Consider the following 23,467-nt stretch of genomic DNA (forward strand, 5'->3'; position numbering starts at 1 on the left):
GCATCCAGGCCCAGCGGCACCCTACCGCTGGGCCTGTGTGCGCTTAGAAGAAGCCCAGCGGATTGATGTCGTAGCTCACCAGCAGGTTTTTGGTCTGCTGGTAATGGTCGAGCATCATCTTGTGGGTCTCGCGGCCCACCCCAGACTTCTTGTAACCACCAAACGCCGCATGCGCCGGATACAGGTGGTAGCAGTTGGTCCACACGCGACCGGCCTTTATCGCCCGGCCCATGCGGTAGGCGCGGTTGATGTCGCGGGTCCACAGCCCTGCGCCCAGGCCGAACTCGCTGTCGTTGGCGATCGCCAAGGCTTCGGCTTCGTCCTTGAAGGTGGCCACGCCCACCACCGGGCCGAAGATCTCTTCCTGGAAGACGCGCATCTTGTTGTGGCCCTTGAGCAGGGTCGGCTGAATGTAGTACCCACTGGCCAGGTCGCCGTCGAGCCGCTCGGCGCCGCCGCCGGTGAGCAACTGCGCCCCCTCGTCCTGGGCGATCTGCAGGTAGGAGAGGATCTTGTCGTACTGCTGCTGCGAGGCTTGGGCGCCGACCATGGTTTCGGTGTCCAGCGGGTTGCCGCGGGTGATCTTGCCGATCTTCTTCATCACCTCGGCCATGAACGGTTCGTAGATCGACTCCTGGATCAACGCTCGTGACGGGCAGGTGCAAACCTCGCCCTGGTTGAAGAACGCCAGCACCAGGCCTTCGGCGGCCTTTTCGATGAACGCAGGTTCGGCCTGCATGATGTCTTCGAAAAAAATATTCGGCGACTTGCCGCCCAGCTCCACGGTGGACGGGATGATGTTCTCGGCCGCGCACTTCATGATGTGCGAGCCCACCGGGGTGGAACCGGTGAAGGCAATTTTGGCAATGCGCTTGCTGGTGGCCAGGGCCTCGCCGGCTTCACGGCCGAAGCCCTGGACGATGTTCAGCACACCTGCGGGCAGCAGGTCGGCGATCAGCTCGGCAAACACCGTGATCGACAAGGGCGTCTGCTCGGCGGGTTTGAGCACCACGCAGTTACCGGCGGCCAGGGCCGGGGCAAGTTTCCAGGCGGCCATCAGCAGCGGGAAGTTCCACGGGATGATCTGCCCGACCACGCCCAGCGGTTCATGGAAATGGTAGGCCGTGGTCAGTTCGTTGATCTCTGCCGCGCCCCCTTCCTGGGCGCGGATGCAGCCGGCGAAATAACGAAAGTGGTCTGCTGCCAGCGGCACGTCGGCATTGAGGGTTTCGCGTACGGCCTTGCCGTTGTCCCAGCTTTCGGTCACAGCGAGCACTTCCAGGTGCTGCTCGATGCGGTCGGCGATCTTCAGCAGCACCCGCGCGCGCTCCTGCACCGAGGTCTTGCCCCAGGCTTCGGCGGCGGCGTGCGCGGCGTCCAGGGCCAGGTCGATGTCCTGGGCAGTGGAGCGTGGGAATTCGGCAATCGGTTGGCCATTGACCGGCGAGCTGTTGGTGAAGTACTGGCCACCCAACGGTGGCACAAACGCGCCGCCGATGAAATTGCCATAGCGGGGTTTGAAGGCCACGACAGCGCCTGGCGTTCCGGGTTGTGCGTAGATCATGCTGAGCCTCTGCGGGTCGATGCCTGTCCGACGACGGGCGATGGAGCCATGGTAAAAAGCCCCGCGTGCCAGACGAATGCATCGTTGGCAGTGGAGGTCTCGTCATTTGGTAGTAGGGGCGCGAAGGGTCGGGGTTCAGTTTGAGGGTTGTGGCGCTCGATGACCCAGGCGCCAAAAATGCCAAACCGATCGCTACAACCCCACCCTCCCCCCATCAACCCGCTGCAACCGCTGACGTTCATAACGCGGATAAAGATGGCTGACACTGCGGATCAATTCATACCGGCTCAAGCTGATACCGGCAAACCGCTCGGGTATCGGGCTGCGGATCATCTCGACCATGTCATCCCCCCGCGCCGCCCCCTCAAGCATCAGACCATCGAGCCAGCCCAGGTAGTCGCGCATCTGCGCAAACGGCCGCGCATCGCTGGCCACCGGCCCGTGCCCGGGTACAACCACCTTCCAGGGCAAGGCTTGCAGGGTATCCAGGTCCTTGAGCCAAACCTCCAGCCCCGGGCTGTTGGGCGTGGTCAGAGCACGCTCATGGAACACCAGGTCACCCGCAAACAGCACGCCCGTCTGCTCATCGAAAATCGCCAGGTCAGCGCCGGTATGCCCGCCCAACGCCAACAGCCGCAGCCGGTGGCCGCCAACCTCATGAACGCCTGGTTCCAGCACTCGGGTCGGCAGCACCACCTCGGTGCCGCGCATCCAGTCGCCGACCAGGCGGTACATGTTCTCGGCCATGGCGTCGCCCTGCTGGCGCAAGAGCTCGCCAGTGCCTGCCAGGGCGCCAATCGGCACATCGGCAAACGCCTGGTTGCCTAGCACATGGTCGGGGTGGTGGTGGGTCAGCAGCAGTTCGACCACCGGCTTGTCGGTGATCGCGGCAATGGCCTGGCGCAAGGCCTCGCCATAGCGTTTGGACGGCCCGCTGTCGATCACCACCACGCCGCAGTCGGTGACAATGAACGCCGTGTTGACGACATTGCCGCCATTGCCCTTGGCGAAATTGTCGGTGCTGCCCTCCAGCAACCAGGTGCCCTGCGCGATCTGCCGGGGCGTGAGGCGATAGTCCAGGTCGGCCCAGGCCGGCAGGCCCAGGCATAGCAGCAACAGCAAGGTCCAACGCATGGCGGGCGCCTCGGGTCAGGGAATGAAAGCGAGCAACACGCTCAACGAACGGTCGCCTCGAAGCGGTTGCCACTGTTGTCCTGCAACACCAGCCGGGTCAGCCCAGGGCCCTGGATATCGAAGCCCAGGTTGGGGTTTTCGCTGACCGCCGGGTACAGTTCCAGGCTGGCCAGGCGCTGGCCATCCGCGTCTTGCAACTCGGCATGGTTGAGGAAGAATTCGGGGATGCCGCTGACCAGGCCGTTGTCCATCGGGTGGGCCACCTGCAAACGCAGGCGGCTGGTATCGCCTCGCGGGTAGCGACCGCCCAGCACTTCACCCAGGTGTTCCTCCCAGCCGGGCTGGCTGCGCACCACGCTGGGCGCCGTACAGCCTCCACCTGCAGCATCGATCAAGGTCGAGCCGACATGCCAAAGGCCGTCGCGGGTCAGCACCGCCGCACGCAGCGGCGTGGCCTGCTCAATGCGGATGCGCACCGACAGCCACGGCAGCACGCGCTCGCCCGGCTCGAAATCGACGATGCGCGGCAGCGGGTTGAGCTCGGCCCAGGCAATGATGCGTACCACCTCGCCGGCGAACGCCCGGGCGTCGATTTCCAGCGGCACCTGGCGTGCGTCCTCGGCAAAGGGCGGCGCCAGCAGCTTGACCCGATCATCGAAGACGAAAGCGGCCTGCCCCAGCAACTGCTTGTGGTAGAAGTCCCACATCACCGACGGTACCGGGTCCGGGTGGGCACTCGCTTCAGTGGCCAGGCCCTGCGCTGCCCAGGGCATCCAGCAGGCCAGCAGCATAGTCGTTCGCCAGTTCATCACCTGCTCCTAGGGTTGTCACTCCTCGACGTGCACGCTGTCCAGGTAGGTGCGCACTGCCCACAGGGCTTCCTGGCTCAGGTAGTCGGCCATCTTTGGCATGTACACCCGCCCGTCACGCACCGCGCCGTGGCGCACCCGCTCGACAAACCACTCATCCCCTGCCTCGCCGACATCGAGCATGCGCAAATCCGGGGCGATGCCGCCGGACTTGGCTTCCAGGCCATGGCAGGCAGCGCAGTTCTGGTTGTACGCCGAGGCGCCGATTTCCACGGCCTTGTCGTGCTCGGCGGAGGTACGGTACGGGTTGACCGCCGCCCAGCCGTCGCCGTCCAGGCTGACCCCGGCGTCCTTGATCGGGGTCAAGCCCTTGGTTTCCACTGCCTGGGGCACCACGTTGCCATGGGCCCAGGCCGCACCGGTCAGCAAAGCGCCGGCCAGCAGGCCTGTAGCGAGCAAGACGTTGCGTTTTGTTGTCATTGTTATGCCCTCAAGTTGCACGCAAGGCCTCAACCACAGAGGCCGTGCCGCCATCTTAGAAACAGCCCGCAGGCGGCCGTATGCTGCTTTGGTGGCCGGGCCGTACTCCCTTGGTAGTAGGGCTTGTGGCGAAGGGCCAAATGAGGTGCCGACCGGGAACTTTTCCCGGCAAGTGCGGGACTTTTTCCGTATCCCCGACAGCCGCCCCGCCCCACCCTGTGCAGGCCAAAACTCCACAGGGAACTGCAACCATGACAATAAGATCGCTACCCGCCCTTTCCCCTCTGGCCCTGGGCGTGCGGGCCCTGCTGCTGGCCGGTAGCCTGGCCCTCTGCACGGCGGCCACGGCGGCCAGCGCGCCCGCGGCACCGGCCGGCAAGAACGTGACCTGGGAAGACATCGCCAACGACCACCTGACCACCCAGGACGTACTGCAGTACGGCATGGGCACCAACGCCCAGCGCTGGAGCCCCTTGGCCCAGGTCAATGACCAGAACGTGTTCAAGCTGACCCCGGCCTGGTCGTATTCCTTCGGCGACGAGAAGCAGCGCGGCCAGGAATCCCAGGCCATCGTCAGCGACGGTGTGGTCTACGTCACCGGCTCGTACTCACGGGTGTTCGCCCTCGATGCGAAGACCGGCAAACGCCTGTGGACCTACAACCACCGCCTGCCGGACAACATTCGCCCGTGCTGCGACGTGGTCAACCGGGGGGCGGCGATCTACGGCGACAAGATCTACTTCGGCACCCTCGACGCCCGCCTCATCGCCCTGGACAAGCGCACCGGCAAGGTGGTGTGGAACAAGAAGTTCGGCGACCACAGCGCCGGCTACACCATGACCGGCGCCCCGGTGCTGATCAAGGACAAGACCAGCGGCAAGGTGTTGCTGATCCACGGCAGCTCCGGCGATGAGTTCGGCGTGGTCGGCCAGCTGTTTGCCCGTGACCCGGACACGGGCGAAGAAGTGTGGATGCGGCCCTTCGTGGAGGGCCACATGGGCCGCCTGAACGGCAAGGACAGCACGCCGACCGGCGACGTCAAGGCGCCGTCCTGGCCAGACGACGCCACCACCGAAACCGGCAAGGTCGAGGCCTGGAGCCACGGCGGCGGCGCCCCTTGGCAGAGCGCCAGTTTCGACGCCGAGAGCAATACCATCATTGTCGGCGCAGGCAACCCTGGCCCCTGGAATACCTGGGCGCGCACCTCCAAGGATGGCAACCCCCACGACTACGACAGCCTCTATACCTCGGGCCAGGTCGGCGTCGACCCGAGCACCGGCGAGGTGAAGTGGTTCTACCAGCACACGCCGAACGATGCCTGGGACTTTTCCGGCAACAACGAACTGGTGCTGTTCGACTACAAGGACAAGGACGGCAAGGTGGTCAAAGCCACCGGCCACGCCGACCGCAACGGCTTCTTCTACGTGGTGGACCGCAACAACGGCAAACTGCAGAACGCCTTCCCCTTCGTCGACAACATCACCTGGGCCAGCCATATCGACCTCAAGACCGGGCGCCCGGTCGAAAATCCCGGCCAGCGTCCGGCCAAGCCGCTACCGGGTGAAACCAAGGGCAAGCCAGTGGAAGTCTCGCCGCCGTTCCTGGGCGGTAAAAACTGGAACCCCATGGCCTACAGCCAGGACACCGGCCTGTTCTACATCCCCGGCAACCAGTGGAAAGAGGAGTACTGGACCGAGGAGGTGAACTACAAGAAGGGCTCGGCCTACCTGGGCATGGGTTTTCGCATCAAGCGCATGTACGACGACCACGTCGGCACCTTGCGCGCCATGGACCCGAGCACCGGCAAGCTGGTCTGGGAGCACAAGGAGCACCTGCCGCTGTGGGCCGGCGTACTCGCGACCAAGGGCAACCTGGTGTTCACCGGCACGGGCGACGGCTTCTTCAAGGCCTTCGACGCCAAGACGGGCAAGGAGCTGTGGAAGTTCCAGACCGGCAGCGGCATCGTCTCGCCGCCGATCACCTGGGAACAGGACGGCGAGCAGTACATCGGCGTGACCGTGGGCTACGGCGGCGCCGTGCCGCTGTGGGGCGGCGACATGGCCGAGCTGACCAAGCCGGTGGCCCAGGGCGGCTCGTTCTGGGTGTTCAAGATCCCGAGTTGGGACACCAAGACCGCTCAGCGTTGATCCCTGCGGGGCGCGGCCAGCCCGCGCCCCGCAACAGCCCTCCTTTCGCCGAGAGCCTTTTGCCATGAACTACCTGCCTTTTGCCCTGCTGCTGGCCCTGACACCTGCCCTGGCCGCGAACGCCGACGACGATGGCAACGATACCCCCTTGACCGTCAACGGCTGTGTCATCGCCGAAGCGAGCCAGTGCCCGGGGGCCAATCTGCGTGGCGCCAACCTGGCCAACCAGGACCTGCGCAAGATGAACCTGGCCGGCGCCGACCTGCGCGAGGCCGACCTGCGCCATGCCCAGCTGGACCTGGCCAACCTGGAAAAAGCACGCTTGCAGGGCGCCAACCTGACCCGCGCCAGCCTGCAGCAGAGCAACCTGCGCTTGGCAGACCTGAGCCATGCCCGGCTCATTGCCATTCAAGGCTGGGGCCTGTTCGCCCAAGGTGCGCAGTTTGAAAGTGCCGACCTGAGCGCTGCGTACCTGCAGTTCGCCCGGCTTTCTGGGGCGAAGATGCACCAGACCAACCTGCAGGCGGCGGACCTGGAGATGGCCTGGCTGAGCAAGGCAGATCTGCAAGGGGCCAAGCTTGGCGATGCCAACCTGCAGGAAGCCAAGTTTGGCCAGAGCAACCTGGCAGGGGCCGACCTGCGCGGGGCGCGGCAGCATTATGGGAATTTCCAGGAGGCGAATATGGAGGGGTGTGCGGGGTGTCCTGAGACTTGGGATAAATGAGTTGGGGTGTTCGCCGTGGGGTTTTTAGCGCCTGTGAGATCGAGCGCCAAACCTATCAAGCCGAACGCTTGGGGCCTGCCAGATTTTTTGTGTGCCCCCCACAATCCTCATCCCCACCCTCACCCCGCCACCCTCACCACCCCCATGTCGATTCCCAGATGCACCAGCTCGGCATGGGAACTGACTTGCAACTTGCTCTTGAGCAACGTCAGGTGGTTGGACACAGTCTTGGCGCTGATGCACAACTGCTCGGCAATCACCCGCATCGGTGTGCCCTTGGCCAGCATCACGAAAATCTCCATTTCACGCTGGGTCATGCGCCGCATGTGCGGGTCGCTGGCGCTCTGTTGTGGGGTATACGCCAGCTGGGTGGCCAACCCTTGTTCGATGTAGGCATGCCCGGCCAACACCCGCTGCACCGCCTCGATCAACACCTCGGGCGCCGCGCTCTTGGTCAGGTAACCCGAGGCCCCCGCATCCAGCGCCTGGCGCACCAGGGGCAGTTCATCGTGCAGGCTGAAAAACAGCACCCGCAACTGTGGCAGGCGCTGGCGCAGGCGGCGGGTGGTTTCCAGGCCGCTGATGCCTGGCAGGCCAAAGTCCATGATCACCAGGTTCGGCACTTGCTCCTGAACCCGGGCCAGGGCCTCTTCGCCGCTGGCGGCCTCGCGCACCTGCAACGCCGGCAGCACTGCCCGCAGCAGGCTGGCGTAACCTTGACGGACCACCGCGTGGTCATCGACCAGGACGATATTCATCAGACCTCCACGGGCATGTTCAGGGCCAGCGCCCAACCGGCACCCGGCCGGCTGAGGATGCGCAATTCGCCGCCCAGGCTGCGGGCGCGCTCGGCCATCGAATGCAGCCCCACCCCGGGGCGCTGGGGCTGGCATGCGCCGCAGCCGTTGTCGCGGATCAGCAGGCGCACGCCCTTGGCGCTGCGTTGCAGGCGTACCCGCACCTGGCTGGCGCCGGCATGCCGGGCGACATTGGTCAACGCCTCCTGCAGCAACCGATACAAGTGCACCCGGCTTGCCCCACTCAGCGTCGGCAGGTGCTCAGCGACCCGCAGGCGGCAATCGATGCCCTGGCTGGCCTGCCATTGGCTTACCAACTGGCCGAAGGCTTCGGCCAGCGGTACCTGGTGCAAGGCCACCGGATACAGGTCGTGCACCAGCGCACGAAAGCCCTGCTGCAGGTGATCGCAATGGAGTGCCAGGGCCTGCGCGGTCTGCTCCACCCGCGCAGGCTGGTCGGCCACCCTGCGCAGCAGGCAGGCCTGGGCGCGGATGCCCGCCAGGTATTGCCCGAGGTCATCGTGCAGGGCCTGCGCCAGCCGTGTGCGCTCCTGCTCCTGCACCGCCAGCAGGGCCTGAGTCAGCTGGGCATTGGCGGCCTGGGCCTGGGCCAGCTCATCCAGCAACCCCCTGCCCCGGCGCACCGCCCAGCGGATCTGCAGCAACGGCAGAAGCAGCACTTTGACCAGGCGCATAGGCGGTTCTCCTCAAGGGTTGCGCGCCCAGCCTGGGGTGCGCTGCTGCCCATCGTAGAACCGAGCACCCCCAGCGGATTTACTACCTTGGTGCCGGGTAACCGCTACTTTCTGCATAGGCCCGCAACCCACTGGGGTCATCAGCCACGGCCAACTACTACTTTAGTACTGGCTTTGCTGTCTATCGTCGCATTCACAAAGCACCCCTGCTGGCATGTAATGGGCCTATAACAAAAAGGACAAAGCCATGCCACGTGCCCTGCCCAGGCTGCCGCGCCCTTTGCTGGCGGCCCTTTCGCTGAGTCTGTCGCTGGGCGTCGCCCAGGCCGACACGACGCCGCTGTTCTCCGCCGAGGGCTATCGCACCGCCCTCTATCGCAGCCCGACCCCGCACCAGGTCGAGGGCGCCCAGGTTATCGATACCGCCACACTGCAGGGCCTGCTGGGGCAACAGCCCAGGCCGGTGCTGGTCGATGTCTATCGCCGGCAATGGCTGCAAGGGCGCTTCATCGAAGACCACCCCCACACCAACCTCCCCGGCAGCTACTGGCTGGCCAACACCGGTGACGGTGAGCTGAGCCCGCCCTGGCAAGCCTACTTCGCACGCCATCTGCAAAAAGCCACCGGCGGCCATATGGATCAACCGCTGGTCTTTTACTGCCGCGCCGATTGCTGGTTAAGCTGGAACGCGGTAAAACGCGCAGCGACCCTGGGCTATAAGAACCTGTATTGGTATCGCGATGGCCTGGACGCCTGGCAAAACGCCAAGCTGCCGCTGCAAGCCGCGCAGCCAGAGCCCTTTCCCTGAACTGACCGCCTGCGAACGCGTGCCCGCCCCATCCAAGAACAACGAGGTGAAAAGGCCATGTACAAAATTCTGATTGCCGACGATCACCCACTGTTTCGCGAAGCCATCCACAACGTCATCAGCGATGGTTTCCAAGGCAGCGAAGTCATGGAAACTGCCGACCTGGACAGCGCCCTGGCGCTGACCCAAGCGCATGACGACCTCGACCTGATCCTGCTCGACCTGAACATGCCAGGCATGCACGGCCTCAATGGCCTGATCACCTTGCGCAACGAAGCACCGACCACACCGGTGGTGATCGTCTCGGCCGAGCAGGAAAAACAGATCGTGCTGCAGGCCATCACCTATGGCGCCGTGGGGTTCATCACCAAGTCCTCGCCGCGCTCACAGATGATCGAAGCGATCGAGCAGATCCTCAACGGCAATGTCTACCTGCCCCCAGACATCATCCGCGCCCAGAAGCCCGGCACCAGCCGACGCCTGAACGAGGCCCCGAGCTTCCCGCCGGAGATGCTCCAGGCCCTGACCCGCAAGCAACTGCTGGTACTGGAACGCATGACCAAGGGCGAGTCGAACAAGCAGATCGCCTACACCCTGGATATCGCCGAAACCACGGTCAAGGCCCATGTCTCGGCGATTCTGCGCAAACTCAATGTGCACAATCGTGTACAGGCGATCCTCAGTGCCGGCGATATCGACTTCGGCGACTACCTGCGCCGCTGATCAGGCTGCGTGGCGTTGCCGGCCAGCAGGTGGCTCATCGCGGTCTTGAGTTTCATAGGCCGCACCGGTTTGTGCATCAGGGTGTGGCCCAACTCACGGATCTGTTGCTTGAGTTCGTTGCTGTAGTTGGCGGTGATCATCATCACCGCCAACGGCACCGCACGGCGGGCATTGATCCGCGCCACCGCATCAACGCCATTGCAGCCGTTGCCCAGGTGGTAGTCGGCGATCAGCAGGTCGGCTTCGGCGTGGTAGTTGTCCACCTGGCGCGCCAGGTCTTGCTCCGAGAGTGCCGTGACCACCCGGCAACCCCAACCTTCCAGCAGTGTGCGCATGCCGGCGCAGATCGCCGCGTCGTTATCCAGCACCCAGACCCGCGCCCCGCGCAGGCGTTCGAGCATCGGCTCGCTGATTGCCAGGCTCGGCTGTGGCTTGGGCGCGGTGGCGCTCAGCGGCACCTCGACAGCGAACACCGAGCCCTTGCCGAGCCATGAGCGCACACGGATCCGATGGCCGAGGATGCCGGCGATCTTCTCCACGATAGCCAAACCCAGGCCCAAGCCTCGGTCCTGGTCCGGGCGCTGCACATCGCCACGCTTGAACTCCTGGAACATTTCGTCAAAGCGTTCTTCGGCGATGCCGATCCCGCTGTCCCACACCTCGATCCACAGGCCGCGGTGCTGGCGCCGACAGCCCAGCACCACGCGGCCACTGCGGGTGTAGCGGATGGCATTGCTGAGCAGGTTGCGCAGAATCCGCGCCAGCAGCTGGATGTCGCTGTGCACCACGGCCGAACAGCCCACGAAGTGCAACTCAAGCCCTTCGCTGCGCGCCACCTGGGCGTACTCGGCGGCGAGGTTGTCCATCAGCTCGCTGAGGGCGAAGGGTGCGATATCGGCCTTGATCACCCCGGCATCAAGCTTGGAAATGTCCACCAGGGTGCCTAACAGGTTTTCCACGTCTTCAAGGGAATTGCTGACATTACGCACCAGTTGAACACTCTGCTGCGGCTCGCGGCGCTCGAGCAAGGCGCTGGTGAACAGCCGCGCCGCGTTCAAGGGTTGCAGCAGATCATGGCTGACGGCGGCCAGGAACTTGGTTTTCGACAGGTTGGCCTGCTCGGCCTCGCGCTTGGCCTCGCGCAAGCGCGATTCGGCGTGGCTGCGCTCATCGATCTCGCGCAGCAGCTGGTCGTTGAGGCGGGTCAGTTCGGCGGTGCGCTCGCGCACCCGTTGCTCCAGGTTCTGGTAGGCCTGGTGCAGGGCCTCGGCGGTCTTGCGGCGCTCGGTAATGTCGCGGATCAGCACGAAGATCCCCACCACTTCACCGTTGGCCAGGCGGTTGGGGACGTAGGAGCCCAGCATGTAGCGCTCCTGATCGTTGATGTTGGTTTCGGCAAGCTCGAACGTCACGCTCTCCCCCGCCAGCGCCCGCGTCACGTAGGCTTCAAGGCGCTGGTAATGCTGCTCGCTGTGGGCCTCGCGCAGGCTCTGGCCGAGCATTACGCCGCGCGGCCAGCAATACCACTGTTCATAGACCTTGTTGGTGAACTCGTAGACCAGGTCGGCATTGAGGTAGGCGATCAGCGCCGGCACATGGTCGGTAATCAGCCGTATCCAGCGCTCGCTTTCGCTGAGGGCTTCGGCGTGCTGGTAGCGCTCGGTGATATCGGTGAAGGTGTTGACGAAACCGCCGGTGGGCAGCGGATGCGTACGGATTTCCAGCATGCGCCCGTCGTACAGGCGTTGTTCGCACTCGTGGATGACCCGCCCGTTGGCGTCGCGGCTGTCTGGGGTCAACAGGCTCAGTTCGCTGTCGCCGATCACCTCGGCAAAGGGCCGGTGGGCAGCGACTGGAGCCAAGCCGCTGAGCTCCAGAAAACGCCGGTTCCACAGCTCCAGAACCCCCTCGGCATTGACCATGGCCACCCCCTGGGACAGGTTGTCCACCGCCCGCTGCAACAGGTGCGACTTCTGTGCCACGGCCTGCTCGCGGCGCAGGGTTTCGCTGAGCTTGACCTCGGTGATATCGGTAAACAGGATCACTCGCCCGCCTTCGCAGGTCGGCCGTTCACTGACTTGCAGCCAGCGCCCGTTGTACAGCCGGTACAGCAGGTGCTCGTCGGCGTGCCCGCGGGTTTCTTCGCTGAACAGGCCACTGGCCGTCATCAGCCGCTTGACCTCGGCCAGGCGCATGCCGGCAATGATGCGCACCCGGGTGTTGGCCCAGAAGGCCTTGAAGCGGCTGTTGCACAGCACGATCCGCTGGTTCTGATCGAACAGCACGAAGGCGTCCGAGATGCTTTCGATGGCGTCGATCAGGTGCTGGTGGGCCGTCTCGGCCCGCAGTCGGGCTTCGCCGAGCAGATGGTTGCCGGCCTTGAGCTCGGCCATGGCCTGGTTCAGGGCATCGGTGCGTTCACGCACCTGCTCGGCCAGCACTACCGAATGCTGGAACGCCGCGTACGGGTCGTTGCCACGCGTCACGCCGGACTCGATGCGCTCGATCAGTGCGCCATTGATCCGCTGCAGCTTATGGTTTTCGTGCTGCAGCCGGGCGACCTCGGCCTGCAGTTCAGCGGCTGAGCGCAGCTCGGTTGCGGGCAATGGCGACCCCGGTGAAGGTCTGGTTGATGTGCATGCCATTGAACTGCTCTCCGTAGGTGTTGAAGCCCATCACCCGCTGCTCGCGCAAGAACCCGCCGACCTGCGCCAGGCAGCCCTGGGCTTCCAGCTCCAGGCGCCGCAGGAAGCAGTCACAGCCGATGGTCAGCAGCAACGGGCCGAGGCGCCGGTGCAAGCCATCGAACACGTTGTGCAGGTTCGGCAACAGTGGCCCTGGGGCCATGGCCGTGAGCACGATGCCGTTCTCCACCGCGCAGTAGAAGCTCAGGCTCAGGTCCGGGTGCACTTGCTGGATCGCCCGCACGTAGTACTGGTCGTGGAGACGTACTGCCAGCGGGTGGGCGGCGAAAACCCGGTGATCGAGCTCGGCCACCGGCACGCCGATGTGCCGGGCGTACTCCTCGGCAGCGGGTTCGGCATTGAGCTCGAAGACCCGGCGCTGGGCACTGTCGGCGCCGGTCACCACCAGCTTTTCCTGGCGCGGCAGGATGTGGTGGGTGGTGAACACTTCGAAATCGAGCCAGGTGTTGACCAGCACCACCACCGCCGCACCGCTGTGGAAGGCGCCGCCGAAGTACACATGGGTGCGGGTCAGGTAGTTGTCATCGCCGGCCGAACCGCCGAAATGCGGGATGTCCCCCAGTGCTGCGCTCAGGGCGGCGAGGATCATCTCCTCGCGGCTGGACAAACCGTCGAGCAGGGTCAGGGCAAAGCTGTGGCCTTTGATCGGCGCCAGGGTATTGCTGCGGCAGGTGCCGACCAGGCGCTCGACCCGCTGTTGGGCGTCGATCAGGCTGAAGTGCTCCATTTCATCGATCAGTTCGGTGGCGATGGAGAAATGCCGATGATCGAACCCCACTGCCGTCACGCAATTGCGGCCGTAGCCCAGCGGGGTGATTTCGCCGGCACTGGTGCAACCGACCAGGCGGATGCCGCCGAAACCTTGTTCGAGGGCCTCGCCCAGCTCGCGTAGATTGTATTCGGCCGAACAGAAGAACAGCACGAAGCCCAGGTGCGGGTGCAGCAGTTGCCGCGCCAGGTCCTGGGCCGCCAGCCGCGCGTCGGTTGCCTGTGACATGGCGCTGACAACACCGTCGTTTTGGGCCTGCTGCATCGTGGTCTCCGGCGCGGGGTGTCTGAGGCTTGAGTGTACGGAGGACGCACGGGGGGACGAATGCTACTTGGGTAGCGGGTTTGGGGTTCGATGGGTGTAGAGGGGGGGCGGATTGGGGCTTGGCGCGAGATAGGGTTAGGGCTTGCAGGTGCCAGGCTTGGGGTTTTCAGCGCCTGTGAGATCGAGCGCCGCAGGTGCCAGGCTTGGCATTTTCAGCGCCTATGAGATCGAGCGCCGCCCGCGCGGCGCATCGCGACGCAAGGCCGCTCCTACATCTGTTTCGGGCCAATTATTCCTCTGGCATTGGCGCGCGGCCCCTTGGTGCCCCCCTCAATATCGCGTCGTACAAACAAGGCGGTCGCGCGCAAATGCCACTGGCCTCACTGGCCCGAAACAAATGTAGGAGCGGCCTTGCGTCGCGATGCGCCGCGCGGGCGGCGCTCGATCTCATAGGCACTGAAAACCCCAAGGCGAACACTCCGCGTACGCCCCCTGGCCAGCCAAAGGCCAATCCGTGTTTCGTCCGCCGGCCATTTGCCTAATGCTAGAGCGCTTCTATATTCAGAAAGGCCTCACTGCCGGTTGATCAGAGCATCATGATGTCCACACCCGAGCAATTGATCATCTGCGAGCACTGCGATTGCGTTTATCAGAAGGCATTGCTCGCCAAACATCAGAAAACCGTGTGCACGCGCTGCGGCGGTGTGCTGCAGCGGCACAACGGCTTGACGGTGGAACAACGCCTGGCATTAAGCTTCACGGCTGCGGTGCTGTGGTTGTTTGCCAACTTCTACCCGGTGATGAGCATCAGCCTGCAGGGGCTTAAAAACAGTGCCACGTTATGGGACTCGGTGCTGGCATTGAGCCAGGGGCCGATTACCTTCATGGCCATGGTCGCGGCCATTTCGATCATCATCGCCCCCGCCTTCCAGCTGCTGTTGCTCATCTGGGTGCTAGGTTTTGCCCTCACCGCCCGCCGCTCCCCCGCGTTCAAGCTGTGCATGCGCTGGCTGGAGACCTTGCGCCCCTGGAGCATGCTCGAAGTGTGCCTGCTGGGGGCGATGGTGGCGGTGTTCAAACTCGCCGGTATGCTCGATGTACTGCCGGGTATCGGCCTGCTCGCACTGGCCGTGTTGAGCCTGTTGATGATCCGTATCGCCGGGCGCGATATTCGTGACTTGTGGGACATGCCATGAGCCGGCCACCAACCGCCAGCGAGCTTGACCTGTGCCTGTGCCACAGCTGTGGCCTGGCCTGCGACATGCACGACGAACCGCACCAGTGCCCGCGCTGCGACGCCCCTTTGCATCGGCGCAAGACCAATTCCCTGGGCCGCACCTGGGCTTACCTGCTGGCCGCCCTGGCCTTCTATGTACCGGCGAACGTGCTGCCGGTGATGAACACCATGATGCTCGGCAGCGGCGCCGACAGCACCATCATGAGCGGCGTGCTGGAGTTCTGGGAGCACGGCGCCTGGGACATTGCGCTGATCATCTTCATCGCCAGCATCGCTGTGCCGGGGGTGAAGTTCGTGGCCCTGTCGATGCTCTTGATCACCGTCCAGCGCGGCAGTACCTGGGCGCAACAGCAGCGCTCGAAGCTCTACCGTTTCGTTGAACTGATCGGCTATTGGTCGATGCTCGATGTGCTGGTGGTAGCGCTGGTCGCGGCGCTGGTGAAGTTTCAATCGCTGGGTGACATCGAGCCGCGTCCGGGCATCCTGTTCTTTGGCCTGGTGGTGGTGTTCACCATGCTCTCAGCGATGAGTTTCGACCCCCGCATGATCTGGGACACGCCACCTGACAAGGAGCTCATGGATGACCCCATCCAGCAATGACCGCCCGCCCATTCCCGGCCCTGCACCGGTCAAGACTCGGCGCTTCGGCTTTTCCCTGGTGTGGATCGTGCCCATCGTGGCCGTGCTGGTCGGGCTTTCCCTGGTCGTGCACAACCTGATGCAGGAAGGCCCGACCATCACCCTCACCTTCAAGACCGGCGCGGGGCTGGCGGCCAACAAGACCGAGGTACGCTACCGTAACGTGGTGATCGGTCACGTCACCGAAGTGGCCCTGAGTGACGACCAGAAAAACGTCAACGCCACCGTCAAGCTCGACAAGCAGGCCGAGAGCTTCACCCGCGAGGACTCGAAGTTCTGGGTAGTCCGCCCGCGCATCGGCGCCGGTGGCGTGTCGGGCATCGACACCCTGCTTTCGGGCGATTACATCGGCGCCGACATCGGCCAGTCGAGCACCCGCGTGAAGCACTTCATCGGCTTGGAGAACCCGCCGGCCATCACCTACGGCGAGCCCGGCAAGCACTTCACCCTGCACACCCAGGACCTAGGCTCGCTGGACATCGGTTCGCCCGTGTATTACCGCAAGATCCCGGTCGGCCAGGTGGTCGCCTACGCCCTCGACCAGGAAGGTAAAGGGGTGGACGTGGAGATCTTCATCCATGCACCCAACGACGCCTTCGTGAGCGCCAACACACGCTTCTGGAACGCCAGCGGCATTGATGTGGAGGTCGGCGCCAATGGTTTTGCGCTGAAAACCGAGTCGTTGTCGTCGATCCTGGTCGGCGGCATCGCCTTCCGCGCGCCGGACTACAACCCGAACGACACGGCCGCCAGCGAGAACCAGCGCTTTGAACTGTTCGCCGACCAGGCCGGTGCATTGGCCCCGCCCGCCGGCAAGGCGCAGTACCTGGCGCTACGCTTCGACCAGGCGATGCGCGGCCTCAAGGTCGGTGCGCCGGTCGAGTTCCTGGGCGTGGAGATTGGCCGAGTGGTCGCGGTGAACCTGGACTACGATGAAGTCAAACGCAGTTTCCCGGTGAATGTCGGCATCGTCATCTACCCTCAGCGCCTGGGCCGTGCGCACGAGAAAATGATCAAGGCCCTGCAGCACGACCCCAATGACGAAGCCTCCGCCGCCAAGCTGATCGGCACCTTCATCGACAACGGCCTGCGTGCCCAGGCGCGCAGTGGCAACCTGCTCACCGGCCAGCTGTACATCGCCCTGGACTTCTTCCCCAAAGCCGAGAAGGTGGCCTTCGACCCGACGGCCCGCCCGGTGGTCATCCCGACCATACCAGGCAGCCTGGAGCTGCTTCAGGAGCAGTTGCAGACCATGGTCGACAAGCTCAACCGGCTGCCGCTGGAGCGTATTGCCGGTAACCTCGATGCCAACCTGGTAGAGCTGCGCAAGGGCCTGACCCAGTTCAACGCACGGACCTTGCCAGGGGTGCAGAACACCCTGGCAGAGGTCAGCAATACCCTGAAGTCGGCCAATTCGACCCTGGCCGAAGACTCGCCACAGCGTGAACAGCTGACCCAGACGCTCGACGAGCTGGGGCGCATGTCGCGCTCCCTGCGCGAGCTTGCCGACTACCTGGGCCGCAACCCCGAGTCGCTGATCCGTGGCCGCCCGGACAACGCGGGGCCGATGGACCTGCAAGGGCCGCCCCGCAAATGACCACAGGAGTGTTGAACATGACCCAGCTGCCAAGGATTACCCTGCTGGTCGCGCTATTGGCCCTGGGCGCTTGCCGCAGCGACCCGATCCAGTTCCATACCCTCACGCCGGCGCAGCCGGCACCCACGTCGCACAACGCCGCGGACGAGATCCTGATCGAAAGTGTCAGCGTTCCGCCACAGGTCGACCGGCCACAGCTGGTGATCCGACAGGGCGACAGCAGCCTGGCGATTCTCGAGACGCAGTGGTGGGGCGCCACGCTGGTGGATGAGCTGCGCAGCGCGTTGGTCGACCAACTGAGCAATACCCGCCCCGCTCGCAAACTGTCCCTGCGCGTGGATGTGCAACGCTTCGATTCACTGCCGGGGCAGTACGCACTGCTGGACGCCAGGTGGCGCTTGCGCGCCCGCGAAGCCAATACCCAGCTGACCTGCCGCAGCACCTTGCAGACCGCCGCTGGCAGCAGCATCGATGACGTGGTGATTGCCCAGCAAGCCAACGTCAAGCGCCTGGCGGCCCTGATCAGCCAGGCCGCCGCGTCGTCAAGCGGCACTTGCCCTGCCAATGGTTGAAGCGGCGGGGTCGTCACGCCAGCCGCCGCGCTAGCAGTTGTTCACACCGTTGAAACTTTCCCAGCGCAAGCCCAGTCCAGACCCCTATCGACCACAGCACGGGAGCAGACAATGACGGGCACGGTAGGCGACTTTCTGGTGGAGCGTTTGTATCAATGGGGGGTGCGGCGCATCTTCGGCTACCCCGGCGACGGCATCAATGGCGTGTTCGGCGCGCTGAGCCGGGCCAACGGCAAGATCCAGTTCATCCAGGCGCGCCACGAGGAGATGGCCGCGTTCATGGCCAGTGCCCACGCCAAGTTCACCGGCGAACTGGGCGTGTGCATTGCCACTTCAGGCCCCGGCGCATCGCATTTGCTCACGGGCCTGTACGACGCGCGCATGGACCACATGCCGGTGCTGGCCATCGTCGGCCAACAGGCACGGGCGGCACTGGGTGGCCACTATCAGCAGGAGCTGGACCTGCTGTCGATGTTCAAGGACGTGGCCGGTGCATTCGTCCAGCAGGCCTCCACACCTTCGCAGGTACGCCACCTGCTCGACCGCGCCGTGCGCACTGCCGTCGGCGAGCGGCGGGTGACGGCGGTGATTCTGCCCAATGACCTGCAGGACCTGCCCTACCACGAACCGCCACGTGCCCACGGCACCGTGCATTCGGGCATCGGCTACAGCAAACCCAAGGTGGTGCCCTATAACAGCGACCTGCAACGCGCCGCCGAAGTGCTCGACGCCGGGCGCAAGGTCGCCATCCTGGTGGGCGCCGGGGCCTTGCAGGCAACCGATGAAATCATCGCCATCGCAGACACGTTGGGCGCTGGGGTGGCCAAGGCGCTGCTGGGCAAGGCTGCAGTAGCCGATGACCTGCCCTGGGTGACCGGCGCCATCGGCTTGCTGGGGACCGAGCCCAGCTACCAGATGATGAACGAATGCGACACCCTGCTGATGGTCGGTTCGGGTTTCCCCTATGCCGAGTTTCTGCCCAAGGAGGGCCAGGCCCGTGGCGTGCAGATCGACCTGCAACCCGACATGCTGAGCCTGCGCTACCCCATGGAGGTCAACCTGGTCGGTGACGCTGGCGAGACCTTGCGTGCATTGCTGCCCCTGCTGCAACACAAGACCGACCGGCGCTGGCGCAAGAAGGTCGAAGGCTGGCGCGCACGCTGGGACAACACCCTGGCCAAACGTGCCATGGTCCATGCCGAGCCGATCAACCCGCAGCGCGTGGTGTACGAGCTGTCCCCGCGCCTGCCAGACGACAGCATTGTGACCAGTGATTCCGGCTCTTGCGCCAACTGGTATGCGCGCGACCTGCAGATTCGCCAAGGCATGCAGTGTTCATTGTCCGGCGGCCTGGCCTGCATGGGCGCCGCCGTGCCCTATGCCATTGCCGCGAAATTCGCCCATCCGCAGCGCCCGGTGGTGGCCCTGGTCGGCGATGGCGCGATGCAGATGAACAACCTGGCCGAGCTGATCACCGTGGCCAAGTACTGGCAGCAGTGGGAGAACCCGCAATGGATCTGTGCGGTGTTCAACAACGAGGACCTCAACCAGGTCACCTGGGAACAGCGGGTCATGGAAGGCGACCCCAAGTTCGAAGCGTCGCAGTCGATTCCCGACGTGCCCTACCACCTGTTCGCAATCTCCATCGGCCTGCAGGGCATTTTCGTCGACCGTGAAGAAGACATCGCAGCCGCCTGGGAACGCGCACTGAACGCCGATCGCCCGGTGCTGATCGAGTTCAAGACCGACCCCAACGTGCCGCCCCTGCCGCCGCATATCAAGCTGGAACAGGCGAAGAAATTCGCCAGTACCTTGCTCAAGGGCGACCCTGACCAGGCCGGGGTCATCGTGCAGACGGCCAAGCAGGTGCTCAGTTCGGTGTTACCGGGGAAGAAGTGACGGCAGCTGGGCAGAAACGCTGAACGTTTGCCCGCCAGGGTCAGTCGCACACCGTAGACGCAGTCGACTGTGCGACCCCCAATCGTGAGGACACCCAATGAGCGCAAACTCCCCCCAGAGTGGCGAAGCACACCCCCTCCGCCTGACAATCAACGGCCAGGCCAGGTCGCTGCAGGTTTACCCCTGGACGACACTGCTCGACCTACTGCGCGAGCAACTGGACCTGATCGGCACCAAGAAAGGCTGTGACCATGGCCAATGCGGTGCCTGCACGGTGTTACGGGACGGCAAACGCGTCAACGCCTGCCTGACCCTGGCCGTCATGTGTGACGGCGCTGACCTGGTCACCATCGAAGGCCTGGCCGAGGGTGACGAACTGCACCCCCTGCAGCGCGCATTCATTACCCATGATGCCTTCCAGTGCGGTTACTGCACCCCAGGCCAGATCTGCTCCGCCGTTGGCCTGGCAGAAGAAGGGCGCGCCTGCACGCGCGAAGCCATTCGCGAGCAGATGAGCGGCAACCTCTGCCGCTGCGGGGCCTACAGCAACATCATCGCGGCGGTGGAAGAAGCACTGCCGCTGATGCGCGCCAAGGCCAACCTGCAGGGAGGGCCGCGCGCATGACGCCGTTCAGCTACCACAAGCCGGCATCGGTCGGCGAAGCCGTCGGCCTGGCCGACGTGTCCTCACGTTTCATCGCCGGTGGCACCAACCTCGTCGACCTGATGAAAGAAAACGTGGTGCGCCCCGAGCGCCTGATCGACATAACAGGCCTCGGGTTGAACGGTATTCAGGCCACCGCGAACGGTGGCGTGCTGATCGGCGCACTGGTCAGCAATGCCGAGCTGGCCTGGGCCTCTGTGATCGAACAGCACTATCCCCTGCTGGCCGAGGCCATTCTGGCAGGCGCCTCGCCGCAGTTGCGGAACATGGCCAGTACCGGCGGCAACCTGTTGCAACGTACCCGCTGTTACTACTTTTATGACACCGGCACACCCTGCAACAAGCGCGAGCCAGGCAGCGGCTGCCCGGCGCGCACAGGCCTGAACCGTATCCACGCCATCCTCGGTGCCAGCGATGCCTGCGTTGCGACACACCCTTCGGACATGTGTGTGGCGCTGGCAGCGCTCGAGGCCGTGGTCCATGTGCAGGGCCGGGCCGGCAAACGCCAGATACCCTTCGCCGACTTCCACCGCCTGCCCGGGGACGCACCGGAGCGCGACAATCAACTGGCCGCCGATGAGCTGATAACCGCCCTCGAACTGCCGCCCCCCACGTTCGAAGACCACTACCGCTATTTGAAGATCCGCGATCGGGCGTCTTATGCGTTTGCACTGGTATCGGTTGCCGCCGGGTTGAACCTCAATGGCGGCGTGATCCAGGACGCACGCCTGGCGCTGGGTGGCGTGGCCCACAAGCCCTGGCGAGACCCGGCTGTCGAACGCACGTTGATCGGCCAGGCGCCCACGCAGGCGCTGTTCACCCAAGCGGCCGACGCCCTGCTGCAAGGGGCAGAACCCTTGGCCCACAACGGCTTCAAGGTGCCCCTCGCGCAACGTGCCATCGTGCGCGCATTAAGCGATGCGGCGCTCGGGGCAAAAGCCAGGGGGGCAACTTCATGAACATCAAAACAGCGGTAGTGGGCACGGCCATGGACCGTGTCGACGGTGTGGCGAAAGTCACCGGGCAGGCGCGCTATGCGGGCGAGTACCCACAGGCCGGGTTGCTGCATGGCAGCGTGGTGTCCAGCACGATCGCCCGTGGGCGGGTGCTGAGCATCGACACTGCCCAGGCACTGAGCGTGCCGGGGGTAATCGCCGTGCTGGACCATGCCCATCGCCCTCGCATTTCCAGTTACGACGACGATTACAGTGACGCCGACTCGGCCGAGGGCACGCCATTTCGGCCGTTGTTCAACGATCGCGTGCTGTACAGCGGCCAGCCCCTGGCGCTGGTGGTCGCGCAAAGCCTGGAGCTGGCAAGGTATGCAGGATCGCTGGTGAAGGTCGAGTACCTCGAAGAACCCCATGAAACCGACCTGGCCAGCGTACTCGACAAAACGCACCCGGCACCCGCCGAAACGCCCGCCCCTCGCGGCGATTTTACCGGGCAGTTTGCCAACGCCGCGGTGCAGGTAGACGCGACCTACCTCACTGCCAACGAACACCACAACCCGATGGAGCCCCATGCTTCGACGGTGCTGTACCAGGCCGACGGCAGCCTGGAAATCCATGACAAAACCCAAGGTACGCAAAATTGCCAGGACTACCTGCACAAGGTATTCGACCTGCCCAAGGAAAAAGTCCGGGTGCTGGCAGCGTTCGTCGGCGGTGCCTTCGGCTCGGGGTTGCGCCCGCAGTACCAGCTGCCCCTGGCGGTGATGGCGGCCTTGCACCTGCAACGTTCGGTGCGTGTCACGCTGACCCGCCAGCAGATGTTCACCTTCGGCTACCGGCCCCGCACCCAGCAACGGCTGCGCCTGGGGGCCGATTCGCAGGGGCGGTTGCTGGCGATTGCCCATGACGCGCTTGGCCAGACCTCACGCTTCGAGGACTTCACCGAGCACCTGGTGGAATGGAGCGGCATGCTCTACCAGTGCGACAACGTTGCCCTGAGCTACCGCCTTGCGCCCCTGGATGTGTACACCCCGCTGGACATGCGCGCACCGGGCGCCGCGTCCGGGATGATCGCCCTGGAATGCGCCATGGATGAGCTGGCGTGCGCAGCCGATATCGACCCGCTAGAGCTGCGCCGTCGCAATTTCGCTGCCATCAATGGCAACGAGGGCAAACCCTATTCGAGCAAGGAGCTGTTGGCCTGCTATGACCAGGGTGCCCAGCGTTTTGGCTGGGGCAACCGCCGCCCACAACCCCGCAGCATGCGCCATGGGCAGCAGTTGGTTGGCTGGGGCATGGCAGGCGGGGTCTGGGAGGCCATGCAGATGAAAGCCAGTGCCAAGGCGCGCATCGATGGCGCAGGGCATTTGACCGTCAGCAGCGCGACTACCGACATCGGCACCGGCACCTACACCGTCATGACGCAGATCGCGGCCGACGCCGCTGGCGCCCGTGTGCAAGACGTGACCTTTGTGCTGGGGGACTCTTCGCTGCCGACCGCGCCGCTGCAGGGTGGGTCTTTCACGGTGTCGTCGGTAGGTTCGGCCGTGCGCCAGGCGTGCCTGGCCCTGCGCAGCAAGGTGCTTGCGCATGCACGCCAGCATTACCCTGAGGTCGGTAAAGCGCCGGTTGAAAAAATCACGTTCGCTGACGGCTACCTACAGGCAGGCAACCACCGCCTTGCACTTGCGGACATCGTGGCCAGTGCCCCCGAGGGGTTTTTCGAGGTGCAGGTCGAAGCAGCGCCCAGCGCCAAGCGCAAACCCTTCGCCACCGCGACCCATTGCGCCGTGTTCGTCGAGGTGCAGGTCGATGAAGACCTGGGCTCGGTCAAGGTCACCCGGGTGGTCAGCGCTGTGGCAGCGGGCCGCGTCGTCAACCCCAAGACCGCACGCAGCCAGATCCTCGGCGGTGTCATCTGGGGTATCGGCATGGCATTGCACGAAGCGACGCAAACCGATCACCGCTTGGGGCGAATCCTCAACCACAACCTGGCGGAATACCACATACCGGTAAACGCCGACAGCGGTGAAATCGAGGTTATCTTCGTCGAAGAGCACGACGACATCGTCAACGAGCTGGGCTCCAAGGGCGTGGGGGAAATCGGTGTGGTCGGGGTGGCAGCGGCGGTGGCCAACGCCATTTACCACGCCACCGGCAAGCGGGTGAGGGAATTTCCGATCACGCTCGATAAGCTGCTGTAGCACGCCCTCAGCTCAGGCAGGCCAGCGTTGTCAGGGCATTGCCCAAGGCTGCGCCCGAAGCGGTATTGTCGAAGATGCACCAG

19 protein-coding genes and 1 pseudogene are annotated in these 23,467 nt (G+C 64.5%); 12 read left to right on the forward strand and 8 right to left on the reverse strand.

What is annotated here, in order from left to right; translation table 11 throughout:
- Window positions 1–43 precede the first annotated feature (43 nt).
- The 4 genes from CKW22_RS17665 to pedF all read right to left on the reverse strand — a co-directional run bounded on the left by CKW22_RS17665 (window position 44) and on the right by pedF (window position 3,987).
- A complete protein-coding gene (locus CKW22_RS17665) occupies window positions 44–1,564 on the reverse strand; it encodes an aldehyde dehydrogenase family protein (RefSeq protein ID WP_033698479.1) in 1,521 nt (506 codons plus the stop codon).
- A 192-nt stretch (window positions 1,565–1,756) separates the two neighbouring features.
- On the reverse strand, window positions 1,757–2,698 hold the full coding sequence (locus CKW22_RS17670) for a quinoprotein relay system zinc metallohydrolase 1 (RefSeq protein ID WP_033698480.1): 942 nt from the start codon (window positions 2,696–2,698) through the stop codon (window positions 1,757–1,759).
- Window positions 2,699–2,739: 41 nt separating this feature from the next.
- The gene (locus CKW22_RS17675; RefSeq protein WP_095064530.1) at window positions 2,740–3,507 is read right to left on the reverse strand and encodes a quinoprotein dehydrogenase-associated SoxYZ-like carrier; all 768 of its coding nucleotides are present in this window, start codon (window positions 3,505–3,507) and stop codon (window positions 2,740–2,742) included.
- Between the two features lie 18 nt (window positions 3,508–3,525).
- On the reverse strand, window positions 3,526–3,987 hold the full coding sequence (gene pedF, locus CKW22_RS17680; RefSeq protein ID WP_095064531.1) for a cytochrome c-550 PedF: 462 nt from the start codon (window positions 3,985–3,987) through the stop codon (window positions 3,526–3,528).
- A gap of 251 nt (window positions 3,988–4,238) precedes the next feature.
- Here pedF and exaA point away from each other — a divergent pair, with 251 nt between their 5' ends.
- Window positions 4,239–6,134, forward strand: coding sequence for a quinoprotein ethanol dehydrogenase (gene exaA / locus CKW22_RS17685; protein WP_095064532.1), 1,896 nt, complete (start codon window positions 4,239–4,241; stop codon window positions 6,132–6,134).
- Window positions 6,135–6,198: 64 nt separating this feature from the next.
- On the forward strand, window positions 6,199–6,858 hold the full coding sequence (locus CKW22_RS17690; protein ID WP_033698485.1) for a pentapeptide repeat-containing protein: 660 nt from the start codon (window positions 6,199–6,201) through the stop codon (window positions 6,856–6,858).
- Window positions 6,859–6,977: 119 nt separating this feature from the next.
- Here the strand turns inward: CKW22_RS17690 and CKW22_RS17695 are convergent, their stop codons facing one another.
- Together CKW22_RS17695 and CKW22_RS17700 are read right to left on the reverse strand one after the other, a co-directional pair.
- Entirely contained in the window at window positions 6,978–7,616 is a 639-nt protein-coding gene (locus tag CKW22_RS17695; protein WP_095064533.1) for a response regulator transcription factor, read from the reverse strand.
- Window positions 7,616–8,332: pseudogene (locus CKW22_RS17700) on the reverse strand (sensor histidine kinase); the annotation flags it as partial. The pseudogene CKW22_RS17700 and the gene CKW22_RS17695, both read right to left, overlap by 1 nt.
- Before the next feature lie 265 nt (window positions 8,333–8,597).
- Here CKW22_RS17700 and CKW22_RS17705 point away from each other — a divergent pair.
- Both CKW22_RS17705 and CKW22_RS17710 read left to right on the forward strand, forming a co-directional pair.
- A complete protein-coding gene (locus CKW22_RS17705) occupies window positions 8,598–9,158 on the forward strand; it encodes a PQQ-dependent catabolism-associated CXXCW motif protein (RefSeq protein WP_033698487.1) in 561 nt (186 codons plus the stop codon).
- Window positions 9,159–9,215: 57 nt separating this feature from the next.
- A complete protein-coding gene (locus CKW22_RS17710; protein WP_033698488.1) occupies window positions 9,216–9,881 on the forward strand; it encodes a response regulator transcription factor in 666 nt (221 codons plus the stop codon).
- On the opposite strand, the gene nahK is transcribed toward CKW22_RS17710, so the two are convergent.
- Window positions 9,866–12,526 carry a hybrid sensor histidine kinase/response regulator NahK/ErcS' gene (gene nahK, locus CKW22_RS17715; protein ID WP_095064534.1) on the reverse strand — a complete coding sequence of 887 codons (2,661 nt, stop codon included), beginning with the start codon at window positions 12,524–12,526 and terminating at the stop codon, window positions 9,866–9,868. The genes CKW22_RS17710 and nahK overlap by 16 nt on opposite strands.
- The gene (gene nosP, locus CKW22_RS17720; RefSeq protein WP_095064535.1) at window positions 12,456–13,619 is read right to left on the reverse strand and encodes a nitric oxide-sensing protein NosP; all 1,164 of its coding nucleotides are present in this window, start codon (window positions 13,617–13,619) and stop codon (window positions 12,456–12,458) included. Before nosP ends, nahK begins: the two co-directional genes overlap by 71 nt.
- Before the next feature lie 599 nt (window positions 13,620–14,218).
- Here nosP and CKW22_RS17725 point away from each other — a divergent pair.
- The 8 genes from CKW22_RS17725 (at window position 14,219) to CKW22_RS17760 (ending at window position 23,384) form a co-directional block, all read left to right on the forward strand.
- Window positions 14,219–14,815, forward strand: a complete 597-nt coding sequence (locus CKW22_RS17725; RefSeq protein WP_033700120.1) for a paraquat-inducible protein A — start codon at window positions 14,219–14,221, stop codon at window positions 14,813–14,815.
- Window positions 14,812–15,456: a paraquat-inducible protein A gene (locus tag CKW22_RS17730; protein WP_033698493.1), complete on the forward strand. Its 645-nt coding sequence runs from the start codon at window positions 14,812–14,814 to the stop codon at window positions 15,454–15,456. The genes CKW22_RS17725 and CKW22_RS17730 overlap by 4 nt, the downstream gene beginning before the upstream one ends.
- Window positions 15,437–17,092 carry an intermembrane transport protein PqiB gene (locus CKW22_RS17735; protein ID WP_033698494.1) on the forward strand — a complete coding sequence of 552 codons (1,656 nt, stop codon included), beginning with the start codon at window positions 15,437–15,439 and terminating at the stop codon, window positions 17,090–17,092. The genes CKW22_RS17730 and CKW22_RS17735 overlap by 20 nt, the downstream gene beginning before the upstream one ends.
- Window positions 17,093–17,109: 17 nt before the next feature.
- Window positions 17,110–17,664 carry a PqiC family protein gene (locus CKW22_RS17740; protein ID WP_033698495.1) on the forward strand — a complete coding sequence of 185 codons (555 nt, stop codon included), beginning with the start codon at window positions 17,110–17,112 and terminating at the stop codon, window positions 17,662–17,664.
- Window positions 17,665–17,775: 111 nt separating this feature from the next.
- Entirely contained in the window at window positions 17,776–19,563 is a 1,788-nt protein-coding gene (locus CKW22_RS17745) for a thiamine pyrophosphate-requiring protein (RefSeq protein WP_095064537.1), read from the forward strand.
- A gap of 97 nt (window positions 19,564–19,660) precedes the next feature.
- The gene (locus CKW22_RS17750; protein WP_095064538.1) at window positions 19,661–20,188 is read left to right on the forward strand and encodes a (2Fe-2S)-binding protein; all 528 of its coding nucleotides are present in this window, start codon (window positions 19,661–19,663) and stop codon (window positions 20,186–20,188) included.
- The gene (locus tag CKW22_RS17755) at window positions 20,185–21,186 is read left to right on the forward strand and encodes a xanthine dehydrogenase family protein subunit M (RefSeq protein WP_033698500.1); all 1,002 of its coding nucleotides are present in this window, start codon (window positions 20,185–20,187) and stop codon (window positions 21,184–21,186) included. The genes CKW22_RS17750 and CKW22_RS17755 overlap by 4 nt, the downstream gene beginning before the upstream one ends.
- Window positions 21,183–23,384, forward strand: coding sequence for a xanthine dehydrogenase family protein molybdopterin-binding subunit (locus CKW22_RS17760; RefSeq protein ID WP_033698501.1), 2,202 nt, complete (start codon window positions 21,183–21,185; stop codon window positions 23,382–23,384). The genes CKW22_RS17755 and CKW22_RS17760 overlap by 4 nt, the downstream gene beginning before the upstream one ends.
- Window positions 23,385–23,467 lie beyond the last annotated feature (83 nt).

This window comes from Pseudomonas sp. Irchel s3f19 (genome assembly GCF_900187555.1).
Classification (GTDB): domain Bacteria; phylum Pseudomonadota; class Gammaproteobacteria; order Pseudomonadales; family Pseudomonadaceae; genus Aquipseudomonas; species Aquipseudomonas capeferrum.

What these genes read in the sequence shown, in the direction of transcription:
- CKW22_RS17665 (WP_033698479.1), bottom strand. Translation starts at nt 1,564, where the DNA reads ATGATCTACGCACAACCCGGAACGCCAGGCGCTGTCGTGGCCTTCAAA.
- CKW22_RS17670 (WP_033698480.1), bottom strand. Translation starts at nt 2,698, where the DNA reads ATGCGTTGGACCTTGCTGTTGCTGCTATGCCTGGGCCTGCCGGCCTGG.
- CKW22_RS17675 (WP_095064530.1), bottom strand. Translation starts at nt 3,507, where the DNA reads ATGAACTGGCGAACGACTATGCTGCTGGCCTGCTGGATGCCCTGGGCA.
- pedF (WP_095064531.1), bottom strand. Translation starts at nt 3,987, where the DNA reads ATGACAACAAAACGCAACGTCTTGCTCGCTACAGGCCTGCTGGCCGGC.
- exaA (WP_095064532.1), top strand. Translation starts at nt 4,239, where the DNA reads ATGACAATAAGATCGCTACCCGCCCTTTCCCCTCTGGCCCTGGGCGTG.
- CKW22_RS17690 (WP_033698485.1), top strand. Translation starts at nt 6,199, where the DNA reads ATGAACTACCTGCCTTTTGCCCTGCTGCTGGCCCTGACACCTGCCCTG.
- CKW22_RS17695 (WP_095064533.1), bottom strand. Translation starts at nt 7,616, where the DNA reads ATGAATATCGTCCTGGTCGATGACCACGCGGTGGTCCGTCAAGGTTAC.
- CKW22_RS17705 (WP_033698487.1), top strand. Translation starts at nt 8,598, where the DNA reads ATGCCACGTGCCCTGCCCAGGCTGCCGCGCCCTTTGCTGGCGGCCCTT.
- CKW22_RS17710 (WP_033698488.1), top strand. Translation starts at nt 9,216, where the DNA reads ATGTACAAAATTCTGATTGCCGACGATCACCCACTGTTTCGCGAAGCC.
- nahK (WP_095064534.1), bottom strand. Translation starts at nt 12,526, where the DNA reads ATGGCATGCACATCAACCAGACCTTCACCGGGGTCGCCATTGCCCGCA.
- nosP (WP_095064535.1), bottom strand. Translation starts at nt 13,619, where the DNA reads ATGCAGCAGGCCCAAAACGACGGTGTTGTCAGCGCCATGTCACAGGCA.
- CKW22_RS17725 (WP_033700120.1), top strand. Translation starts at nt 14,219, where the DNA reads ATGTCCACACCCGAGCAATTGATCATCTGCGAGCACTGCGATTGCGTT.
- CKW22_RS17730 (WP_033698493.1), top strand. Translation starts at nt 14,812, where the DNA reads ATGAGCCGGCCACCAACCGCCAGCGAGCTTGACCTGTGCCTGTGCCAC.
- CKW22_RS17735 (WP_033698494.1), top strand. Translation starts at nt 15,437, where the DNA reads ATGACCCCATCCAGCAATGACCGCCCGCCCATTCCCGGCCCTGCACCG.
- CKW22_RS17740 (WP_033698495.1), top strand. Translation starts at nt 17,110, where the DNA reads ATGACCCAGCTGCCAAGGATTACCCTGCTGGTCGCGCTATTGGCCCTG.
- CKW22_RS17745 (WP_095064537.1), top strand. Translation starts at nt 17,776, where the DNA reads ATGACGGGCACGGTAGGCGACTTTCTGGTGGAGCGTTTGTATCAATGG.
- CKW22_RS17750 (WP_095064538.1), top strand. Translation starts at nt 19,661, where the DNA reads ATGAGCGCAAACTCCCCCCAGAGTGGCGAAGCACACCCCCTCCGCCTG.
- CKW22_RS17755 (WP_033698500.1), top strand. Translation starts at nt 20,185, where the DNA reads ATGACGCCGTTCAGCTACCACAAGCCGGCATCGGTCGGCGAAGCCGTC.
- CKW22_RS17760 (WP_033698501.1), top strand. Translation starts at nt 21,183, where the DNA reads ATGAACATCAAAACAGCGGTAGTGGGCACGGCCATGGACCGTGTCGAC.